Origin of the sequence: Vibrio sp. Vb2131, from assembly GCF_033338535.1 — a bacterium.
Classification (GTDB): Bacteria; Pseudomonadota; Gammaproteobacteria; order Enterobacterales; family Vibrionaceae; genus Vibrio; species Vibrio alginolyticus.
In genome coordinates this window covers 425,427-443,499 of sequence record NZ_JAWOSW010000001.1, presented here as the reverse complement: position 1 = coordinate 443,499, position 18,073 = coordinate 425,427, and the positions used below count along the sequence as shown (strand labels likewise).

General features: G+C 45.5%; 21 protein-coding genes. 13 read left to right on the top strand and 8 right to left on the bottom strand.

Features of this window, described 5'->3' with window-relative positions; all coding sequences use genetic code 11:
- Window positions 1–23: 23 nt before the first annotated feature.
- The 4 genes from R7E38_RS01960 to R7E38_RS01945 all read left to right on the top strand — a co-directional run bounded on the left by R7E38_RS01960 (window position 24) and on the right by R7E38_RS01945 (window position 2,139).
- Entirely contained in the window at window positions 24–560 is a 537-nt protein-coding gene (locus R7E38_RS01960) for a DUF924 family protein (protein ID WP_226084107.1), read from the top strand.
- 24 nt (window positions 561–584) lie between these two features.
- Window positions 585–914 (top strand): DUF4144 domain-containing protein, encoded by a 330-nt coding sequence (locus R7E38_RS01955; protein ID WP_017634368.1) that lies wholly within the window; start codon window positions 585–587, stop codon window positions 912–914.
- 139 nt (window positions 915–1,053) lie between these two features.
- A complete protein-coding gene (locus R7E38_RS01950; RefSeq protein WP_025768760.1) occupies window positions 1,054–1,539 on the top strand; it encodes a VOC family protein in 486 nt (161 codons plus the stop codon).
- Window positions 1,540–1,713: 174 nt separating this feature from the next.
- Entirely contained in the window at window positions 1,714–2,139 is a 426-nt protein-coding gene (locus tag R7E38_RS01945; RefSeq protein WP_025768759.1) for a VOC family protein, read from the top strand.
- A gap of 76 nt (window positions 2,140–2,215) precedes the next feature.
- Here R7E38_RS01945 and R7E38_RS01940 read toward each other — a convergent pair whose 3' ends face one another.
- A complete protein-coding gene (locus R7E38_RS01940) occupies window positions 2,216–3,352 on the bottom strand; it encodes an MBL fold metallo-hydrolase (RefSeq protein WP_226084116.1) in 1,137 nt (378 codons plus the stop codon).
- Window positions 3,353–3,532: 180 nt separating this feature from the next.
- Here R7E38_RS01940 and R7E38_RS01935 point away from each other — a divergent pair, with 180 nt between their 5' ends.
- Window positions 3,533–3,778 carry a Rho-binding antiterminator gene (locus R7E38_RS01935; RefSeq protein ID WP_005460845.1) on the top strand — a complete coding sequence of 82 codons (246 nt, stop codon included), beginning with the start codon at window positions 3,533–3,535 and terminating at the stop codon, window positions 3,776–3,778.
- Window positions 3,779–3,874: 96 nt separating this feature from the next.
- Here the strand turns inward: R7E38_RS01935 and R7E38_RS01930 are convergent, their stop codons facing one another.
- The 3 genes from R7E38_RS01930 to ompW form a co-directional block, all read right to left on the bottom strand.
- The gene (locus R7E38_RS01930) at window positions 3,875–5,365 is read right to left on the bottom strand and encodes an MDR family MFS transporter (RefSeq protein ID WP_005383288.1); all 1,491 of its coding nucleotides are present in this window, start codon (window positions 5,363–5,365) and stop codon (window positions 3,875–3,877) included.
- Complete coding sequence (locus R7E38_RS01925) at window positions 5,362–6,387, bottom strand: HlyD family secretion protein (protein ID WP_054578558.1); 1,026 nt, start codon at window positions 6,385–6,387, stop codon at window positions 5,362–5,364. Before R7E38_RS01925 ends, R7E38_RS01930 begins: the two co-directional genes overlap by 4 nt.
- A gap of 214 nt (window positions 6,388–6,601) precedes the next feature.
- Window positions 6,602–7,243, bottom strand: a complete 642-nt coding sequence (ompW, locus tag R7E38_RS01920; RefSeq protein WP_017634373.1) for an outer membrane protein OmpW — start codon at window positions 7,241–7,243, stop codon at window positions 6,602–6,604.
- Between the two features lie 495 nt (window positions 7,244–7,738).
- Between ompW and R7E38_RS01915 the strand changes: the two genes are divergently transcribed.
- Genes R7E38_RS01915 through R7E38_RS01905 form a run of 3 tightly spaced genes read left to right on the top strand, consistent with a single transcriptional unit; the run spans window position 7,739 to window position 9,369 of the window.
- Window positions 7,739–8,389, top strand: a complete 651-nt coding sequence (locus R7E38_RS01915) for a Qnr family pentapeptide repeat protein (RefSeq protein ID WP_005374358.1) — start codon at window positions 7,739–7,741, stop codon at window positions 8,387–8,389.
- Window positions 8,390–8,398: 9 nt separating this feature from the next.
- Window positions 8,399–8,710 carry a cupin domain-containing protein gene (locus R7E38_RS01910; RefSeq protein WP_005383281.1) on the top strand — a complete coding sequence of 104 codons (312 nt, stop codon included), beginning with the start codon at window positions 8,399–8,401 and terminating at the stop codon, window positions 8,708–8,710.
- Window positions 8,711–8,748: 38 nt separating this feature from the next.
- Window positions 8,749–9,369 (top strand): HAD-IB family hydrolase, encoded by a 621-nt coding sequence (locus R7E38_RS01905; protein ID WP_115386902.1) that lies wholly within the window; start codon window positions 8,749–8,751, stop codon window positions 9,367–9,369.
- A gap of 115 nt (window positions 9,370–9,484) precedes the next feature.
- Here the strand turns inward: R7E38_RS01905 and R7E38_RS01900 are convergent, their stop codons facing one another.
- The gene (locus R7E38_RS01900; RefSeq protein WP_213965753.1) at window positions 9,485–10,663 is read right to left on the bottom strand and encodes a lytic polysaccharide monooxygenase; all 1,179 of its coding nucleotides are present in this window, start codon (window positions 10,661–10,663) and stop codon (window positions 9,485–9,487) included.
- A 214-nt stretch (window positions 10,664–10,877) separates the two neighbouring features.
- Complete coding sequence (locus R7E38_RS01895) at window positions 10,878–11,318, bottom strand: Lrp/AsnC family transcriptional regulator (RefSeq protein ID WP_213965778.1); 441 nt, start codon at window positions 11,316–11,318, stop codon at window positions 10,878–10,880.
- Between the two features lie 114 nt (window positions 11,319–11,432).
- On the opposite strand from R7E38_RS01895, the gene R7E38_RS01890 reads away from it, so the two are divergent.
- Both R7E38_RS01890 and R7E38_RS01885 read left to right on the top strand, forming a co-directional pair.
- Complete coding sequence (locus tag R7E38_RS01890; RefSeq protein ID WP_005383275.1) at window positions 11,433–12,017, top strand: LysE family translocator; 585 nt, start codon at window positions 11,433–11,435, stop codon at window positions 12,015–12,017.
- A 179-nt stretch (window positions 12,018–12,196) separates the two neighbouring features.
- Window positions 12,197–12,970, top strand: coding sequence for a siderophore-interacting protein (locus tag R7E38_RS01885; protein WP_318081656.1), 774 nt, complete (start codon window positions 12,197–12,199; stop codon window positions 12,968–12,970).
- A 99-nt stretch (window positions 12,971–13,069) separates the two neighbouring features.
- Here R7E38_RS01885 and R7E38_RS01880 read toward each other — a convergent pair whose 3' ends face one another.
- Together R7E38_RS01880 and R7E38_RS01875 are read right to left on the bottom strand one after the other, a co-directional pair.
- Window positions 13,070–13,942, bottom strand: coding sequence for a LysR family transcriptional regulator (locus R7E38_RS01880; protein WP_017633836.1), 873 nt, complete (start codon window positions 13,940–13,942; stop codon window positions 13,070–13,072).
- A gap of 80 nt (window positions 13,943–14,022) precedes the next feature.
- The gene (locus R7E38_RS01875; RefSeq protein WP_226084108.1) at window positions 14,023–14,829 is read right to left on the bottom strand and encodes an arylamine N-acetyltransferase family protein; all 807 of its coding nucleotides are present in this window, start codon (window positions 14,827–14,829) and stop codon (window positions 14,023–14,025) included.
- A 293-nt stretch (window positions 14,830–15,122) separates the two neighbouring features.
- On the opposite strand from R7E38_RS01875, the gene R7E38_RS01870 reads away from it, so the two are divergent.
- The 3 genes from R7E38_RS01870 (at window position 15,123) to R7E38_RS01860 (ending at window position 18,073) form a co-directional block, all read left to right on the top strand.
- Complete coding sequence (locus R7E38_RS01870) at window positions 15,123–16,271, top strand: S-(hydroxymethyl)glutathione dehydrogenase/class III alcohol dehydrogenase (RefSeq protein ID WP_047102498.1); 1,149 nt, start codon at window positions 15,123–15,125, stop codon at window positions 16,269–16,271.
- Between the two features lie 62 nt (window positions 16,272–16,333).
- Window positions 16,334–17,173: an S-formylglutathione hydrolase gene (gene fghA, locus R7E38_RS01865; RefSeq protein ID WP_005374382.1), complete on the top strand. Its 840-nt coding sequence runs from the start codon at window positions 16,334–16,336 to the stop codon at window positions 17,171–17,173.
- Between the two features lie 444 nt (window positions 17,174–17,617).
- The gene (locus tag R7E38_RS01860) at window positions 17,618–18,073 is read left to right on the top strand and encodes a hypothetical protein (RefSeq protein WP_005374384.1); all 456 of its coding nucleotides are present in this window, start codon (window positions 17,618–17,620) and stop codon (window positions 18,071–18,073) included.

The window sequence follows — 18,073 nt, the reverse complement described above, 5'->3', positions numbered from 1 at the left end:
TAATGCAATAAGAAGGAAGATCCATGTACCAAGAAGTCATCAAATTTTGGTTCGAGGAGCTATCGCCCCAAAATTGGTTTGAAAACAACCCAGAACTGGACAAGTGTATTGCATCGCGATTTGCCTCGGTATTAGAACAAGCCGCTCGTTGTGAACTGTTTAATTGGCGTAACAGCGCACAAGGACGATTGGCCGAAATCATCGTCCTCGACCAGTTTTCACGTAATGTGTATCGCAACACCCCAAAAGCGTTTGCACAAGACCTACTCGCATTAGCATTGGCTCAAGAGGCAATTCGGTTAGGTTACGACAAAGAATTAGCGCCTGAGCAGCTAAGCTTTTTGTACATGCCGTTTATGCACAGCGAATCTCGCCTCATTCATGTCGAAGCTGAAAAATTGTTCCGCGCATCAGGGCTTGAAAATAACTACGATTTTGAGCTAAAACACAAAGCCATCATCGACCAGTTTGGGCGCTATCCTCATCGCAATGCGATACTGGGAAGAAAGAGCACTCCCGAAGAGTCAGCTTTTTTGCAACAACCTGGGTCAAGTTTCTAAATAACAATGAATAATGAGTTAACCATGAGAGACCACGCAGTATGTTGGCCATGCTTGCTAAAACTAGACGGCGACGATGAGCTGATCTACACGCATTCCCAGTCCGACTTAGATTCTGAATGCGAAGCCCTCATTTTTGGGCAAGATGATTACGTTATTGACTCAAATGGCAACACGTTTGAATTGAAAAACAATGGTTCGAACACCACTCTTTTACATCTAAAAGAACGAACGCTGTCCGTAGAAGAGGTTACGTCATTAATCCAATCGCATGAATTCAGCCTCGCGCAACGGTGTATTATCAAGATTCATTTCACCTCGGTGAGACAAGCTGTTGAGGCCTTAGCTCACTAACTCAATCCCAACATGCATAGCATTAAATAAAATTATCATTTTTATAATTTATGATAATTTCATGTAATCAACATCACGCCATATACTCTCCCACATCGAAACAAGACAACGTTCAAACACACATGTTGGGAGCAAACAAATGAAAATGAATCATGTCGGTATTATGGTCGGAGATATGGACAAAGCGGTTGAGTTTTACACGCAAGCGCTAGGTCTAAAAGTCGTTATGGGCAACACGAAAGTGATTGAAGAACGCGAAACGGCAATTGGCAGAATGTGTATTGCGGTCTTTGGGGAAGGCTTTAAAGGCTTCAACATTGCGCACCTTGTGACAAGTGATGGCATCGGCCTTGAGTTATTCGAAATGAAAGAACGTCAAGAGCGCCATGAAGTGGATTTTTCTCGCATCGGTATCTTCCATTTCTGTTTACAGACAGACGATTTTGAAGGTGCTATCAAACGCACCGAAGCACTAGGTGGCAAAGTTCGCATGGACATCATGCGTTACCACCCAGAAGACGATAATAAGCCTGCGAAAATGGTTTACCTAGAAGACCCATTCGGCAACCTATTCGAGCTTTACTCACACTCTTACGAAGAAACTTACGCTTCTGATTACGAGTAATAGCCCCATCCATATCCCAAAAGGCTAGCAATACGCTAGCCTTTTTTGTTTGCTTTGAGTTGCAGTGTTTCTGCACTCGCTCTAGCAAAAAAACATCTGGAATTTGATCATTTCTCTCACCACTTTTAAGGTCACTTTATACTTACCTCAACACAATGCAAAAAGGAGTGAAGCATGCCCACCAACAACCCAATCGCAATCCAAGCCCTTGATCATGTCGTGTTAAGAACGTGCAACCTCGACGCCATGTTGCATTTCTATCGAGATATTTTGGGCTGCCCTGTCGAGCGCGAAGTAATGGAGCTTGGTTTAACCCAGCTTAGGGCTGGCAACGCCTTAATTGATGTGGTGACGGTAGACAGCGAGTTAGGGCAACTTGGCGGAAAGCCACCAGTTCAAAATGGTCGTAATATTGACCATTTTTGCCTGCAACTAGCGCCTTTTTGCGAAAATGAAATACTGGAATATCTGCGTGCGCGCGGCATTGAAACCGAAGAGTTTGCGAAGCGCTACGGCGCACAAGGGTTCGGTAGATCACTCTATATACATGATCCGGAAGGAAATGTCGTCGAGTTAAAACCTCAAGTGATTGATGAGTAAGCGAGTAAAAACCTTGTTATATTCTGAAAATAACAAGGTTAATTTCTAAAATAATTATTGAAGTAAGATCATATTATTAAGTCAAAATTCTAGCTGGTTCACCTATTTCTTTTTCTCGCCACCATTGTTTATTTATATGTTCTTGATGAACGTAAAAACTCTCCCCCGGCATTGGCGTCAGCAGCGTTATATGTTCTATTTGACAATGGGTAAGCAAATCTAAAATCGGTTCGTCCCAGCGGTGAGTAAACAGTTCGTATGTAGCCCAATGTACTGGCAACAGTTTTTTCGCATTTAAATCGCGAAACGCTTGCACGGTATGATGAGCCTGCATGTGCCCCCAGTTTTCGACCGGATAACCTTGGCCTTTCACATCAGCAGCCACTTCCAAAGAGGCAATGTCGATTGGTCCACATCGCTGTGCTATCTCGGAAAAGTGCGAATCGTAAGCTGAATCGCCACTAAAATAGAGCGTCTCTTCTTTGCCTTTGATGACCCAAGAAGCCCACAGGGTCGCGTTTTTATCGAAATAAGTACGACCCGAATTATGGTTAGCAGGCGTACAAATCAATTCGATTCCAGCATAGTGCACGCTATCCCACCAATCGAATTCCACGATGTTGTCTGCGCAAACGCCCCACTTTATCAGATGCTTGCCAACCCCTAAGGGCACATAAAACGTCACGGATTTATCAGCGTAGAAACGTATGGTCGATGCTTCTAAATGGTCGTAATGATCATGCGAAATCACGATAATTTCAGGAATCGGCAAACAATCTCTGGCATGGGTATTGGGAATATTGCGTTCAAACCACGCTTTTGCGATGAACGGAGAAGCGTAATCAAATACCGGATCGGTCAGAATTCGAATGCCATCGACCTCCACCAGCATAGTGGAATGGCCCAGCCAAGTAAGGCGCATCGATTCACTTCGCTGCGCAAACTGCGTAGGTTGAATTGGGGAATGTGGCAGATGTTCGTTAGGACTCAACGGCGTTCTACCACCAAGATAACTCCAACACACCTGCCAGAATGATTGCGGACTAGGGACATTTGGCATCTCGTTTTTAACGCGGCCGTTTTCAAATTGAGGCGAGTAGTGAATACGGTGCGCCAACTGCGCATGGTAGGTTTGAGGCGGAATCAGTGAACTTGGCTTTTGTGTCTTTTGTTCACTCGTTAGGTATGTGCGCTTAAGTATCGTCTCAGACATATCGTTATTTTGTCTCGCTTGTGAACGCTCAACAGTAGGTTTATTAAAACGTGCGTGTATGTCTATTTCGTGACCAAAATGAGGTGTAAGATGAAGATTCAGTTTCAATCAAACGTCTTCTATTTAAGGATACGGTTCTCAAACCTTCTGAATACTGCGTCGGTTTGAAAGGAGAAAACTATGGTGACTTGCAGCCAATACGATTTTATTGAAATCGCCTGTATGTTTAAGCTCCCTATCGAGATCACGCTAAAAAATGGTGAAACTCATCAGGGCAACGCGTTCGACACAGGCTACGACATGCAGCGACAAGAGTGCTTGTTTTTAGATATGGATGGTGAGCACACCGCCTTCCCGACTGAACAATTAGTCGCAATGCGCGCGCTCAAAGCCAATCCGCATTTTGATGAAGTGACGTTTGAGTAAACGTCCTTCTTTCACTGACACCGTCCAATAAAAAACGCCTCTCAAGCTGACACAACTTGAGAGGCGTTCTCTTACACGGTTCACCGGAACTTGTTGTTATTCACGCGACCGGATGAAAACCAACATCGGCATCATGATCACGAACATCACTCCCACAAGCTGGAAGGTGTGCACAAACGCGACCATTTGCGATTGCTGCTGCAACATCTGTTGGTATTGGTCTAACGCAACCGGGTCGGTAATAGAAAGCCCCTGATTGGCCGCCCAGTCATGCAAGTTAGGATTATAAGGATTAATACCCTCTCCCAGTGCATGCCATTGCTGCTGACTATCACGATATTGGAACGTGGTGGCGATAGAAATACCAAACGAGCTACCAATGGTACGGAACAGATTGTAAATACTCGCCGCCGCAACAGATTGCTCTTTCGGAATCGTTAAATACGCCAAGGTGGATAGCGTCGAGAAGGTTAAACCAAGCCCCATCCCCTGAATCATACTCGGCATCACAATCCAAAATGTATCGATCTGCAGTGAGTATTGCGTCATCAAATAACTACCAATCCCGATGCAGCTTAAGCCAAAGACTATTTTGATTCTGGGATCGAATTGCGGATTGAGCTTAATCACCAAAATCAACATCGCCGCTGACGCCAACCCACGCGGTGCCATTAATAAACCAGTGGTTGAGACCGGATAATCCAGCAAGCTTTCCAACAGCATTGGTTGTTGAGTCGTCAGACCAAACATCGCCATCGACACCACGGCAATCATCAATGACGAGACCATAAGGTTTCGGTCTTTCAGTAGCCACAATGGCGCTATTGGACTTTTGGTTTTCCAACTGCGATAGATCCACATCACCAATCCCATGACTGCGAGCAATATCGCGGTCTGAATCATACGTGAGTCGAGCCAGTCGTCTTCATTCCCTTTATCCAACACAAACTGCAACGCGCCCACACCTAACGCCATGTAACCGATGATCCACCAGTCAAAGTTAGGTTTGGATTTGTTGTCGATATGGATATAGCGATAAATCAAAGAGGTACAGATCAAACCGAATGGCAAGTTGATGTAAAAAATCCAGCGCCAGTTAATGTTGTCGGTGATCACACCACCTACAACTGGGCCCAAAATAGGACCAAGCAAAATGCCGATGGAGAAAATCGCCATCGCTTTGCCTTTTTGCTCATACGGATAGATCTGCACTAACGTCGACTGCGCCAATGGAATCACCGACGCGCCGAAAGCGCCTTGGATAATGCGAAATAGCACCATCTCTTCAAGAGACTGTGCTTGCCCACAAAGCGCACTGGCAATCACAAAACCGATCACAGCAACCAACATGACTTTGCGTTCACCAAAACGCGACACCCAGAAACTGGTCATCGGAATGAAGATCGCTTCCGCCATGCTGTAACCCGTCAACACCCAAGTAATTTGGTCTGCCGTTGCGCCCAACGCGCCCATCATGTGCGATAGCGACACGTTCGCAACGGTCATATCGATTAACACCATGATGGCAGAAAGCATCACGGCGACGGTGGCAATCCCCCGTTTGTCTGCCGTAATTTGATGGCTCATTGCACGCTACTTTGCAAATCAATGGTGACTTCTGAGCTCGCACCCACGCGAAGTTGCGGCGCATCGGCCGGTACTTCTAATGCCAAACGTACAGGGAAACGCTGTTTGATTTTAACCCAGTTACCCGTTGCGTTTTCTGGTGGCATCAAAGAGAACGATGTACCACTCGCAGGCGACAGCTGTTCTACCGTTGCTTTCCACACCACGTCTGGGTACATATCAATCACCACATCCGCATGCATGCCAGGTTTGATATGCGTAAGATCGGTTTCTTTGAAATTCGCGCGTACCCAATAGCTGCCTTTTAAAATCACAGGGAACAGCGTTTGACCCACGCTAACGACCGAGCCTACGTGCGTATTGATTTCACCGGCAATGCCATCCACTGGTGACGTAATGTCGGTGTAGCTCAAGTTCAGCTCCGCTTGCGCTAACTGTGCTGCAGCTTGTTGAACGACCGCAGCCTCTGCGCCTTCTTCACCACGGTTCGCAATGGCTTTTTCTACCGTCGCGCGCGCTTGCTCTAGGCTCGCTTGGGCATTGGCGAGTTTGTTTTTCGCCGTATCTAAATCTTGGTCCGACGCCAGTTTGCGTTTCACTAGGGAATCCGTACGTTTGTACTCTACTTGCGCTTCTATCAGGTTAGAGCGCGCCGCATCTAAGCCCGCAACAGCTTCAGTTACCTGCTTATCGGCAACGTCATGTTGCTGGACCGCCAATTGGTATGCCGCTTTTGCTTGCTTCACTGCCAACAAATATGGGCGTGAATCTATCTTCAGCAGTAGGTCACCTTTGTTAACAGATTGGAAGTCTTTGACATCCACAGAAACCACTTGGCCTTTTACCTGAGGCGCTACCGACAAAATTTTTGCCCTAACGTAGGCATCTTCCGTGCTTGGGTGACTGTCTGAATACTGCCAAGACCAATACATCGCACCAAATGCGATAACACAGAGAGTAAAGAAAAGAGTTTTTACCAACTTAGATCTGGAGGAAGAATGCTTTGCGATGTCGTCGCTCATTTATATTGTCCACTTGTTCAATTATGTGATCAGTGTAGGACTTTTCGATCTTCCGACAATAAAATGATCTGCAAGGTAAAGATCCAATTTTGCATGTTGCTAAGTGGAGTAAATGATGTGCAATCAAAACGAGGATAAAAAAGAGGGGCAGTCCCCGTAACCACCCCCAAAGTCATGCCAATAATAGTAATGTGCGTGTAACTACTGGTTTTTCTTAGAACTTGTAACCGCCGCTGATCATAAATACCCAAGGGTTAATTTTGACGTCGGTTTTTTGCTTCACTCCACCTGCTTTATAAGTTGCTTCTGTCTCAATGTTTGCGTACCACGCAGCGGCGTTGAGGAACCATTGATCGTTGATCATGTAATCCACACCAATATTCGCTGCTAGACCGAATGAATCATCTAATTTCAAATCTGACAGGTCAGCGCCTTTACCCGTACTATTGAAATCTTCATCAAAGAATATGGTGTAGTTCAGACCTGCACCAACGTATGGACGGAACTTACTTTGAGACTCGCCAAAATAGTACTGCACCATTAGCGTTGGTGGTAAATGTTTGGTTTTCGCGATATCACTACCAACCAAATCTGTCGAAATGTCATGGCTGAATGGTGTTGCTGCTAGAAGCTCTAAACTGATGTTGTCTGTGAACATGTAGCCAAACGTCAAACCAAGCTGCGTATTTGAGTCAACTTCTAACTCTTCTTGAGAACCAAGAATCTTATCACTGCTGTCATTTGGAACGACAGACGCCGCACCAACACGAAGAACGAAGTCACCTTGTTTATGAGCGAAAACACTTGGTGACACGAGTGCAGCAACCACTGCTAGACTGCAGATTGTTTTTTTCATTTTTATTTCCTTTCGTAGGGCTTCGTTATGTCGTACCCAAAGGGGTGCCTGCTAACTGATCTGAGATTTCAAGTAAACTCAGCGCCTTGAAGCACACGGGTATCTATATCTTTTTGAGCTGTGCGCAATCTAGCACATAGAAACCCTACTATTTTGATGGAAATCAATTTGTGAAAAATATAGGTTTTTTGTATGGAGAAACGCCATATTGATCAACAAATTATGCAAATAGGATACAATTCTGTAATGCAAACTGTGCGTGTGAGTTGCCATGCATACCCATAAATGCGAATCCTCTCGTTAAGGCTCGTAGCCAGCAAAAACTTTTTTCGTCCTCTACGTCTTCTATTTTCAAAAAACAACCCACTTAAAACGCTCGTTTGCCCCCTTAAAATCGCGATTTGAGGGGTTTGTAAAGCACTGAAATACAAGAAGTTATTTTTCTGGAAAATCAGTCACTTGGAGTGCTAGTCTGCTCGCAGCTAAGGAGAAGACATGTTAAAAACCGATCTCATTTTTGAACGAGAAAACTTTTCTCATCACGATTTTCAGAATGCTACCTTTAAAAACTGCCACTTTTATATGTGCTGTTTCGACCATGCCGATCTGCGCGATGCTAAGTTCATCGACTGTCGCTTTATCGAATCCAAAGCGCTAGAAGGGTGTAGTTTTCGCTTCGCGAACTTAAAAGACGCTAGCTTTACGAACTGCATGTTGGCGATGAGCCTGTTTAACGGCGCAAATTGTATGGGCTTGGAGCTACGTAAGTGCGATCTCAAAGGGGCAAACTTCCAAGGTGCGAACTTTGCTAATCGCGTCAGTAACACCATGTTTTTCTGTTCTGCTTTTATTACTGGCTGCAACCTCACCTACTGTAACTTCGAACGAGTGTTACTAGAAAAATGTGACCTCTTTGAAAACCGTTGGAACGGTGCGAACCTCGCAGGGGCAACTCTCAAAGGCTCGGATTTATCTCGCTGCGAATTCTCGCCAGAACAATGGGGAACCTTTAACGTTGAGCAATGTGATCTGACTCATGTCGAACTAGACGGGCTGGATGTTCGCCGCGTTTCTCTGTTTGGTGTTAAAATTTGTGATTGGCAACAAGAGCAATTGCTTGCGCCTTTTGGACTGATCATTCTCTAAGGAAAGGCCATGAACCTGTTTAAAGACTTACCGAATAACCTCGACGAGGAAGTGTTCGAAGACCTGCTGACCCACAAAAACCTGCGTATAGAACGCATTGTCTCAACGGGGCAAACCTCGCCCGAAAGTGGCTGGTACGATCAAGAAGAACATGAATGGGTCTTGGTTCTTAAAGGAGCAGGAGAGCTGACTTTTGAATCTGGTGTCGTGCAACGACTTGAGGCAGGCGATCACGTTACGATTCCAGCTCATACCAAACACAAAGTGAGCTGGACTGACCCAACGCAAGAAACCATCTGGTTGGCGGTGTTTTATCAATAAACACAAAACGATCTTAAACCAAAAAATAGGCGCTGAATTTGCTCGATACTACTAAGCCGTCACTGGCACTGTTTGATTTTGATGGCACCATCACCCGAGAGGATATGTTTAGCCTTTTCCTCCACTATTCTGCTTATGGCCTGCGCAAACGAGTAGGAAAGGTCGCTATCATGCCATTTTATGCGCTGTACAAACTCGGAGTGTTACCCGCTCGTGTTATGCGTCCGCTCAGCAGTTTTATTGCATTTTCAGGGAAAGAAACGCAGCAAATTGAAGCGATTGGCGCTCAGTTTGCCCATGAAGTGATCCCGCTGTACTTACGGCCAGAAGCGACGGAAAGGTTGGCGTGGCATCAACACAGAGGCGATACCATTGTGGTGGTGTCGGCATCACTCAATGCGTATCTCAAGCCTTGGTGTGAGGCGAACGGTTACCACTTGCTGTGCAGTGAACTGATCTCAGAACAGCCAAAACTGAGTGGCTTTTACAAGCAAGGTGATTGCAGTTTAGAAAGAAAAGTCTCACGCGTGAAAGCGGCGTTTTCGCTCGACGAGTTTGCGTCTGTTTATGCCTACGGTGATACACACGAAGACATTCCGATGCTAAAACTGGCAGACTACGCGATGCTCAACTGGAGCGAGTGGAGAGCAAGCGAATAACGATATGTGCTCTGATTTTCAAGACAACCACTCGACCAAAGTGGTCGTTTTAGGCTAAAAAACAAACCCTTCTCACATGAGAAGGGTTTTATTGTTCAGAGCCCGAATAACTGGCTTAACGCCATACACCCCATTGGCCTGTTGTGCCTGGTTCCTCACCAGACGTCCACCACTGGGCAGTCCATTCTTTGCCGTTGTGCGTCACCACATCACCTTGGTTGTATACGGCCGTCTTGTCCCACAAGTTGGTTGGTTCAACTGGTGGCGTTACATCCGCTTTGATCAGTGACAACGCATAACTGAAGTCTGCACTTGGCGCTAATACTTGGTTCGCATTCACGTTGTTACTATCGAACATGTAGTGGCTCATCTCTTGATGCCAAATGCCCACATACCAATCGCCCGTTTGCTGCGCGTTAAATTGATCTGCTATTTCTGCCGCCCAAGTCGCCGTATTGTTCGCACTGATTGGTAGTGAAATATCGACAATTTCATTGCCTGTCGCATTAAACGTACGAAAACGGATGGTGTCACCCGCTTCTACTGGTCCGAAACCTTGCTGAACAAAGTAGCCTAGAGATGTCAGATTATTGCCCGGTTCGGTTGGATCAACAGGGTCAGTCGGTGGCGTCGTGCCCGTTCCGTTTAACGTAATGTCACTACAGTTGTAGAAACCTTCCCCAGCGACATCAATACGCTGCCAACGAGTGTAAAGTACCGCATCGCCGGAACGATCAGCAGGGAAAGTCACGTGAATACGGTAGCGTTTTTCCGCATCAACATACACATCACCTGCGGTGTCGATCAGCTCTAAATCACTCCAAGTAAGAGGTTTTGAATCATCATAAGTTGGCTTGGTGAGATAGAATTCCCAGTACGATGGGTTGTGCGGCGCTTTGCCGTAAAACACCAATTCAATCTGGTTATTTGCATCTGGCGTAACATTGGTGCGCTGCCAGTTTGGAGAAGGAATGTTCAAGCCTTTCTTAGCTGTATCGCCAGCAGAACATAGCTCACCGTCGCGAACCACGGCTTTCACATGCTCCATATCTCGGTAATTTGGTACGTTTGCTGCAATTTCGCTGCGTTGCACAAACGGGTACGCACCAGATTCTTCAAAAGCCGCTTTACACGCTTGGTTAGGGATCTCGTTGGTCCAAAAGCCACCGTCTAAATAACACGTATTTTGACGAGCACTTGGAAACTCTACCCAGCCGTGGGCGTTGACGTTAAATGAGCTCAATGCGGCAACAGCGCTTAAGCTCAAAAGAGAAAGTGTTACATGTGATTTCATCGTTCATCCTTAATTTTGCTGACTCGCCGCTCTGAAACACAAGCGGTTTAAGCAAAACTAGCAGGATGGGATTATTTAGAAGGTGAGAATAAATATGGAAATTGTAAGAGTGCCATCTGCTTTCCAGCATTTGTTGTGAACCATTCTCATACTCGACTGACTCTTTCGAGTCACTTCAAATTCATGTGCCACAAAAACTGTCACTCTCGTTTGGCTATCGCTCGTCTTTTGGTGTGTCCATCACCACCATGGTTGTGATCGACTTGACGTGTTCGCACTCACCCAACACATCAGCATGGAACGCTTTATAAGCGGCGAGATCTCGCGTCTCTACGCGTATGAGATATTCGTTAGATCCGGTAATGTTGTGACATTCCACCACCTCGTTTACAAAACGCACATGCTCTTCGAAACCCAGCTGTGCCTGCTTAGAGTGCGAGGCCAAACCAATCGACACATAAGCAACAAAACCCACGCCAAGTTGCTGATTATCCAGTACTGCTCGGTAGCCTTTGATAACGCCTTTACGCTCTAAATCTTGCACTCGGCGTAAGGTTGCAGACGGAGATAAACCAACGCGTTCCGACAGCTCCACATTGGAGATTCTTCCGTCTCGTTTGAGCACTTGCAATATTCTTTCGTCAAATCTATCCATCATGATGTTTCATTGCTTATTTATTTTCTAATCATCAAATAAAAGCACAATATTGACCTCAGTTCTACTTATAGTTGTTCTCAACTTATCGAGAACTGATTCAAGGAACAATCTATGGAATATCATCAACTGGGCGCTTTGGCGTTGTTCGCTTTTGTCTCCACTTTTACGCCGGGTCCCAATAACATTATGTTGATGACCTCAGGGGCAAATGTCGGCTTTAAACGCACTATCCCACACATGTTGGGCATTACCTTCGGCTTTGGTGCCATGCTAATTTTGGTGGGTATTGGCTTGATGGGCCTGTTCCACGCTTACCCGCTCACCCACTCGATTTTAAAAGTATTGAGCTTGAGTTATTTGCTGTACTTGACGTACAAAATCGCCACCAGCGACAAAACCGAAGCAAAACATGATTTTCGCCCGATGTCTTTTTTAGGGGCTGTCGCATTCCAATGGGTGAACCCAAAAGGTTGGTCGATGGCGTTGACGGCCATTACGGTATACAGCAGTGGCGGTGCATGGCTCGAACTGACTTTTATCGCCGGTATCTTCTGTTTAGCTAACTTGCCATCGGTGACATTTTGGACGGCGGCAGGTATGCAATTGCAGCGTTGGTTGACCACCGATAAACGCGTTAAGGGGTTCAACTACAGTATGGCTGCGCTGTTGCTTTTGTCTACGATTCCAATGATATAAGTCCATTTATGGTTAAAAAACGACTCACTTTACGTGGTTAGAGAAAGGATAGAGGTAATATTTTTCTTGAGGCTTTGGCGTTAATTCACAGTGTAAATTTGTTTAAAGACGCTACCCTCTTGTTAGGGAACTTGATAATCTTTAAATGAGAAAGAGAATAATTATCGAGTAAAGTAACAATGAAAAAGAAGCCTCAACCTAAAACGCTTGTTGTCACAGACACAGAAACCATCACTCCAAACATGCAGCGCATTACCTTGCAAGGTGAGGCGCTGAGCCACTTTCCTCGTGACTGCGAAGGCAGTTACATCAAATTACTGTTTAACGATATGGGCGGCGCGGATCTGAGCATCCTGTCAGAAGACGACCGACCAATCATGCGCACCTACACTATTCGACGCTTTCATCCAGAAACCAGTTCAATCGAAGTGGATTTCGTCCGACACGTAACGCAAGATCTGCAATGCGGATTTGCAGCGCGTTGGGCAATGGCCGCGCAAAAAGGCGACACGATCAGCATTGTTGCGCCAGGTAGCATCTCCAACTTAAATACTGAGGCGGATTGGTTCTTCATGGCTGCCGATATGACAGCACTTCCAGCACTTTCTGCGAAAATTCGTACGCTGCCAGAAGAGGCCAAAGGCTACGCTGTGATCAGCGTGATGTCTCCAGCCGACATTCAACCCCTAAACACGCCAGCCGGTATGGAGTTGATTTGGCTAACTGAACAGCAAACCTTGGCTGATAGCGTTCGCGAACTCGAGTGGTTAGATGGTAACGCTTCGGTATGGTGTGCGTGTGAGTTCGATTCAATGCGTGCGCTGCGCCAATATTTCCGCAACGAAAAAGAAGTCGATCGCGAGAATATCTACATCAGCAGCTATTGGAAGCAAGGCGTGTCTGAAGATGGGCACAAAGTGATTAAACGTGAAGACGCGGAATCCAACCAATAGTGGTTCATTTATTTCCAGTTCAAGCGCTTATCCCAATAAAAACGCCCGGCATCACCGGGCGTTTTAGCGACTTCAGTTGTATTAAAGTTCATGAAAACTCTAATCCGCTAGTTCCTGCGCTAAAAAGTCGATCAACAACCTCACTTTGGGCGATAAATTTCGGCTTTGTGGATACAGTGCCCAAATGCCTTCACGGTCGTCTCGGTAATCGGTCAGCACCTCGACTAGCTCACCGTTATCTAGAGCTTCTTGAACGTAATAGTCCGGCAACTGCACTAAACCCAAACCACGTTTGGCGGCGCCCATTAGCGCAAAACCACTATTGCATTTAATTCTCCCCGATACGCGCAAAGACTTATCGCGTTTATTTTCCTTAAAATGCCAATAATCGACCGAACCAACCAAGCACTGATGTCGAGCCAGTTCGGATAATGTGTGAGGCTCGCCAAATCGCTCCAAATACATAGGGCTAGCACACACGTAATTTTGACGCGACGAAAGACGCTTTGCGATCATGCTGGAATCTTGCAGGCGGCCAAGACGAATCGCCACGTCTACCCCTTGCTCTATCAAATCCAGTTTTTGATTGGTCAGCACTAAATCGAGGTCCACACGCGGGTACTTCTCCAAAAACTGATGCAAGAGCGGTGCGAGGTTCATTTCCCCATAGGTCACAGGCGCTGTCACACGCAGCAAACCTCGCGGTTCGGTTTGCATTTGCGTTACAGCAAGCTCAGCTAGTTCTAGCCCTTCGACCAAGTGTTTGCACTGCTGATAATAAAGCTGTCCAGCTTCAGACAGAGAAACTTTTCGCGTCGTGCGATGCAGTAACTTAACCGCAAGACGCTCTTCAAGTGCCGATACGCGGCGACTGATTTGTGCCACTGACGTTTTCAGTTTAGCCGCGGCAGCTGTAAAGCTGTTAGTTTCCGCTACGGCAACAAACTCGCTGACTCCTTCCCAATTCGCCATGCTGTATTCCTGTCGACCTCTTCTAGACAAATAGTGATTACATTGTTCTCGTCGAGCTACGCTTTGAAAACGGGAAAACTTTACGCGTCAGGTAACGGACGAAGATCGTCGTATTGCGCATCAAGCTCAATACCAAAATATTCTTTCAACGCATCCAGGTAGGCTTGACCTGGCTCTAGCTCTATTTCTGTTAGCGCTTCATGATTTGTGCATCTGAGTGTGTAGTTAAGCAGCGTCACCAACCCACTTTCTGTCGCTCTAGCAGCGACTCTTGCGCTAGTAAAACGCGAATTAGGCGAAGTCGAGGTAAAGAAGTTGCTACATGCAATGTCACCAGCACACACGAACTCTAGGTCAAAGCTGTATAGATTGTTCCACACGTCCGTTCCATCGGTTGAAAGCACTTGGAGGAAATAACCAAACTGAGCATCTTTGACAAAACGGAAGGTTTGTAAATCCGTCTGAATCACTTGGTCAAGGATAAATGGCAATGGCGCTCGAGGGGTATTGGAGCCAAAACCCACATCGACAATCCATGTTTGTTCCTCTAACGTCACTAACGTGATTTGATGACTACGACCTGTTGGTGTACCAGACACATGTACACGCCCTAGCAAACTTCGCGCTTCAAACCCAAGAGTGTTGAGCACATCAAGCATTAAACCATTTAATTCAAAGCAGTAACCACCGCGAGAGTGGTACACGGTTTTTTGAATAATATCTTCAATCTCAACAGAGACGCCTCGCTGCAATGCGATGTCAAAATTCTCAAACGGCAGGCAACGATGCTGCGCCACGTGAACTCTGTGCAATGACTCCAAATCGGCGGGCAATTCACTAGGCAAGCCTAGCTTGGTTAAATAGGCACTCAGATCCGTCTTATTCATAATCACTCTTACTTAGCTGATGGTTTGACTGTTTTCTACTTTAGCCCCTCTATCTAACTTCAGGTCAATCACCTTTTCCATTTCCCTTCCGCTTTAAGGAGGCATCGCACTCTTTTTACACGCTCACCTTATCATTATTACGCATATGTAAAAATCATTTTCAAAATAGACGGATTATCATTTTTACTGAAACACCTAAAATGAGCACCAACAAAACGACGCAGCGCGGTAAGCAAACCTTAACTACGCTTATTACGTCACTCCATATACTGAAAATATAAAGGAAACATCCAATGTCGCTTGAAATCAAACCTGGTCAAACTCACATAAAATCAAAAGCAATGGTCGCTTGGGCTGCAGGTGAGCCGCTTAAGATGGAAGAAGTTGATGTACAACTTCCAAAAGCCGGCGAAGTGCTAGTACGTATCGTAGCAACTGGTGTTTGCCACACTGACGCATTCACTCTATCAGGCGATGATCCTGAAGGTATCTTCCCTTCAATCCTTGGTCACGAAGGTGGCGGCATCGTTGAAATGGTAGGCGAAGGCGTAACAAGCGTTGAAGTTGGCGACCACGTTATCCCACTTTACACTGCTGAATGTGGTGAGTGTAAGTTCTGTAAATCTGGCAAAACGAACCTATGTCAGGCCGTTCGTGAAACGCAAGGTAAAGGCCTAATGCCAGATGGCACAAGCCGATTCTCTATCAACGGCGAAACTATCTTCCACTACATGGGTTGTTCTACTTTCTCTGAGTACACGGTTCTTCCAGAAATCTCACTAGCGAAAGTAAACAAAGAAGCACCACTTGAAGAAGTTTGTCTTCTAGGTTGTGGCGTAACCACTGGTATGGGTGCGGTATTAAACACAGCTAAAGTTGAAAAAGGCGACACAGTGGCAATCTTTGGTCTCGGCGGTATCGGTCTTTCTGCAATCATCGGTGCTCGCATGGCTGGTGCCAGCCGCATCATCGGTGTAGACATCAACGAAAGCAAATTCGACCTAGCGAAACAACTTGGTGCAACTGATTGCATCAACCCACAAAAATTCGACAAGCCAATTCAAGAAGTGATTGTTGAAATGACAGACGGTGGTGTTGACTACTCATTCGAATGTATCGGTAACGTAAACGTGATGCGCCAAGCACTTGAGTGCTGTCACAAAGGTTGGGGTGAGTCAGTCATCATTGGTGTTGCTGGTGCAGGTCAAGAGATCTCAACTCGTCCATTCCAACTGGTAACTGGTCGTGTATGGCGTGGCAGCGCTTTCGGTGGCGTTAAAGGTCGCTCTGAGCTTCCAGAAATCGTAAACCGTTACATGGCTGGTGAATTCGGCTTACAGGAGTTCATTACCCACACAATGGGATTAGCCAACGTCAACAAAGCGTTTGATCTGATGCATGAAGGTAAGAGCATCCGAACAGTTATCCATATGGATCAATAATGCTGCCTCAGGCTCTCCTTTTGGGGAGCCTGAATTCCTTCTGCTAATTAGAGAGTTTATTCATGACCATTGAAAATGTAAGCCAAGCCAAAGTGTTTGGCGGTTGGCACAAGCAATATACACACGAATCCAATGCCCTAAACTGCACCATGCGCTTCGCGATATTCTTGCCACCTAACGCAACGAAATCAAATCCCGTACCCGCGCTATACTGGCTCTCTGGTTTAACGTGTACCGATGAGAACTTTATGCAGAAAGCGGGCGCATTTCGTATGGCGGCCGAGCTTGGCATTGCGATCATTGCACCAGACACAAGTCCGAGAGGCGAAGGTATCGCTGACGACGAAAGCTATGACCTAGGAAAAGGAGCTGGCTTTTACCTTAATGCGACGCAAGCACCTTGGTCACTGCATTACTGTATGTACGACTATGTGACTGAGGAGTTGCCTGCGATCATCGAAAGTAACTTCCCAGTCTCTGACGTGAAGTCAATTTCCGGTCACAGTATGGGCGGCCACGGAGCGCTCACCATTGGTCTGAAAAATTCAGAACAGTACCGTTCTATTTCAGCGTTCAGTCCAATCAGTAACCCAATGCAATGCCCTTGGGGACAAAAAGCCTTTACTGCTTACTTAGGCAAGGAGCTTGAAAGCTGGAAGCAATACGATGCAAGTGAACTTCTAAAACAACAACAATCACCATTACCAATTTTGGTTGATCAAGGTGATGCTGATGGCTTCTTAAATGAGCAGCTTAGACCGGAAGCGCTGATTGCTGCGGCAAAAATACACGATTCAAACCTAACCTTGAGAATGCAACCAGGCTATGACCATAGCTATTACTTCATCTCAAGCTTTATTGAAGAGCACCTCAACTTCCATGCAAAATATTTGTTTGCATAGTTAATTTAAGTAAGCTCATGAAATAAAAAATAAAGTCACCAAAACTAGGTGACTTTATTTTCTTTACGTACTAACAAATACATATCTGAATATCGATGATTTAAATATGTAAAATAATGTAACTTAAGAACAAATTCGACATCCATTTCTCGCCTTATTAAATTCTCATTTCCGACACAGTATCTTTATTAAAAATGACACAAAGTTGCACTAAAAACCAATTAAATACCGCGAAATCATTACGAAACTCTACCATCATCCCAATACTCTGAGCTTTTAATTAAGAAGCAACTTAATAACCTTGACGTGACGTAAACCGACAGTTATTTTTGAAACATAACGTATTATAAAATCTCATCCGGTTGGCTCTATAATTATAAATAAATTACCGCTAGCACCTTTGTCCTAGCTAAGAAAAAAGAATAAAACTCAAAAGGGCATATGATGAAAAAGATAGTCGCGCTAGGTCTGTTTTTTGTTGCGCCATTCTTGTCTGCAAATACGATCGTATTTAGTAGTAGCCAGCAGCCTAGTGTCATACTGGAACTGGAAGAGATCCAAGCTTTACCTACCACTAGCTACACGATGACATTGCCTTGGCTTCCTGCCTCGTCAGAGTTTTTAGGCGTTAAACTCAGCACGCTTCTTACACACGTCTATGGAAAGGTACCAGAGCAGGTTGATATCAGCAGCTTAAACGACTATCACTCGACATTGTCCCGACAAGATATTCTTCGATATCAACCAATACTGGCTTATCAACAAGATCAGAATTACATAAAAGTCAGGAATAAAGGCCCTTTCTGGGTGATATATCCACTCAATCTCTATCCAGAGCTAAACTACAATAAATATCATGCGCAAATGGTATGGCAAGTAAATGAAATAAAAGAAAAATAA

Bases quoted from the DNA above. Each gene is read 5' to 3' on its own strand.
- R7E38_RS01960 (WP_226084107.1), top strand. From the start codon at position 24: ATGTACCAAGAAGTCATCAAATTTTGGTTCGAGGAGCTATCGCCCCAA.
- R7E38_RS01955 (WP_017634368.1), top strand. From the start codon at position 585: ATGAGAGACCACGCAGTATGTTGGCCATGCTTGCTAAAACTAGACGGC.
- R7E38_RS01950 (WP_025768760.1), top strand. From the start codon at position 1,054: ATGAAAATGAATCATGTCGGTATTATGGTCGGAGATATGGACAAAGCG.
- R7E38_RS01945 (WP_025768759.1), top strand. From the start codon at position 1,714: ATGCCCACCAACAACCCAATCGCAATCCAAGCCCTTGATCATGTCGTG.
- R7E38_RS01940 (WP_226084116.1), bottom strand. From the start codon at position 3,352: ATGTCTGAGACGATACTTAAGCGCACATACCTAACGAGTGAACAAAAG.
- R7E38_RS01935 (WP_005460845.1), top strand. From the start codon at position 3,533: ATGGTGACTTGCAGCCAATACGATTTTATTGAAATCGCCTGTATGTTT.
- R7E38_RS01930 (WP_005383288.1), bottom strand. From the start codon at position 5,365: ATGAGCCATCAAATTACGGCAGACAAACGGGGGATTGCCACCGTCGCC.
- R7E38_RS01925 (WP_054578558.1), bottom strand. From the start codon at position 6,387: ATGAGCGACGACATCGCAAAGCATTCTTCCTCCAGATCTAAGTTGGTA.
- ompW (WP_017634373.1), bottom strand. From the start codon at position 7,243: ATGAAAAAAACAATCTGCAGTCTAGCAGTGGTTGCTGCACTCGTGTCA.
- R7E38_RS01915 (WP_005374358.1), top strand. From the start codon at position 7,739: ATGTTAAAAACCGATCTCATTTTTGAACGAGAAAACTTTTCTCATCAC.
- R7E38_RS01910 (WP_005383281.1), top strand. From the start codon at position 8,399: ATGAACCTGTTTAAAGACTTACCGAATAACCTCGACGAGGAAGTGTTC.
- R7E38_RS01900 (WP_213965753.1), bottom strand. From the start codon at position 10,663: ATGAAATCACATGTAACACTTTCTCTTTTGAGCTTAAGCGCTGTTGCC.
- R7E38_RS01895 (WP_213965778.1), bottom strand. From the start codon at position 11,318: ATGGATAGATTTGACGAAAGAATATTGCAAGTGCTCAAACGAGACGGA.
- R7E38_RS01890 (WP_005383275.1), top strand. From the start codon at position 11,433: ATGGAATATCATCAACTGGGCGCTTTGGCGTTGTTCGCTTTTGTCTCC.
- R7E38_RS01885 (WP_318081656.1), top strand. From the start codon at position 12,197: ATGAAAAAGAAGCCTCAACCTAAAACGCTTGTTGTCACAGACACAGAA.
- R7E38_RS01880 (WP_017633836.1), bottom strand. From the start codon at position 13,942: ATGGCGAATTGGGAAGGAGTCAGCGAGTTTGTTGCCGTAGCGGAAACT.
- R7E38_RS01875 (WP_226084108.1), bottom strand. From the start codon at position 14,829: ATGAATAAGACGGATCTGAGTGCCTATTTAACCAAGCTAGGCTTGCCT.
- R7E38_RS01870 (WP_047102498.1), top strand. From the start codon at position 15,123: ATGTCGCTTGAAATCAAACCTGGTCAAACTCACATAAAATCAAAAGCA.
- fghA (WP_005374382.1), top strand. From the start codon at position 16,334: ATGACCATTGAAAATGTAAGCCAAGCCAAAGTGTTTGGCGGTTGGCAC.
- R7E38_RS01860 (WP_005374384.1), top strand. From the start codon at position 17,618: ATGAAAAAGATAGTCGCGCTAGGTCTGTTTTTTGTTGCGCCATTCTTG.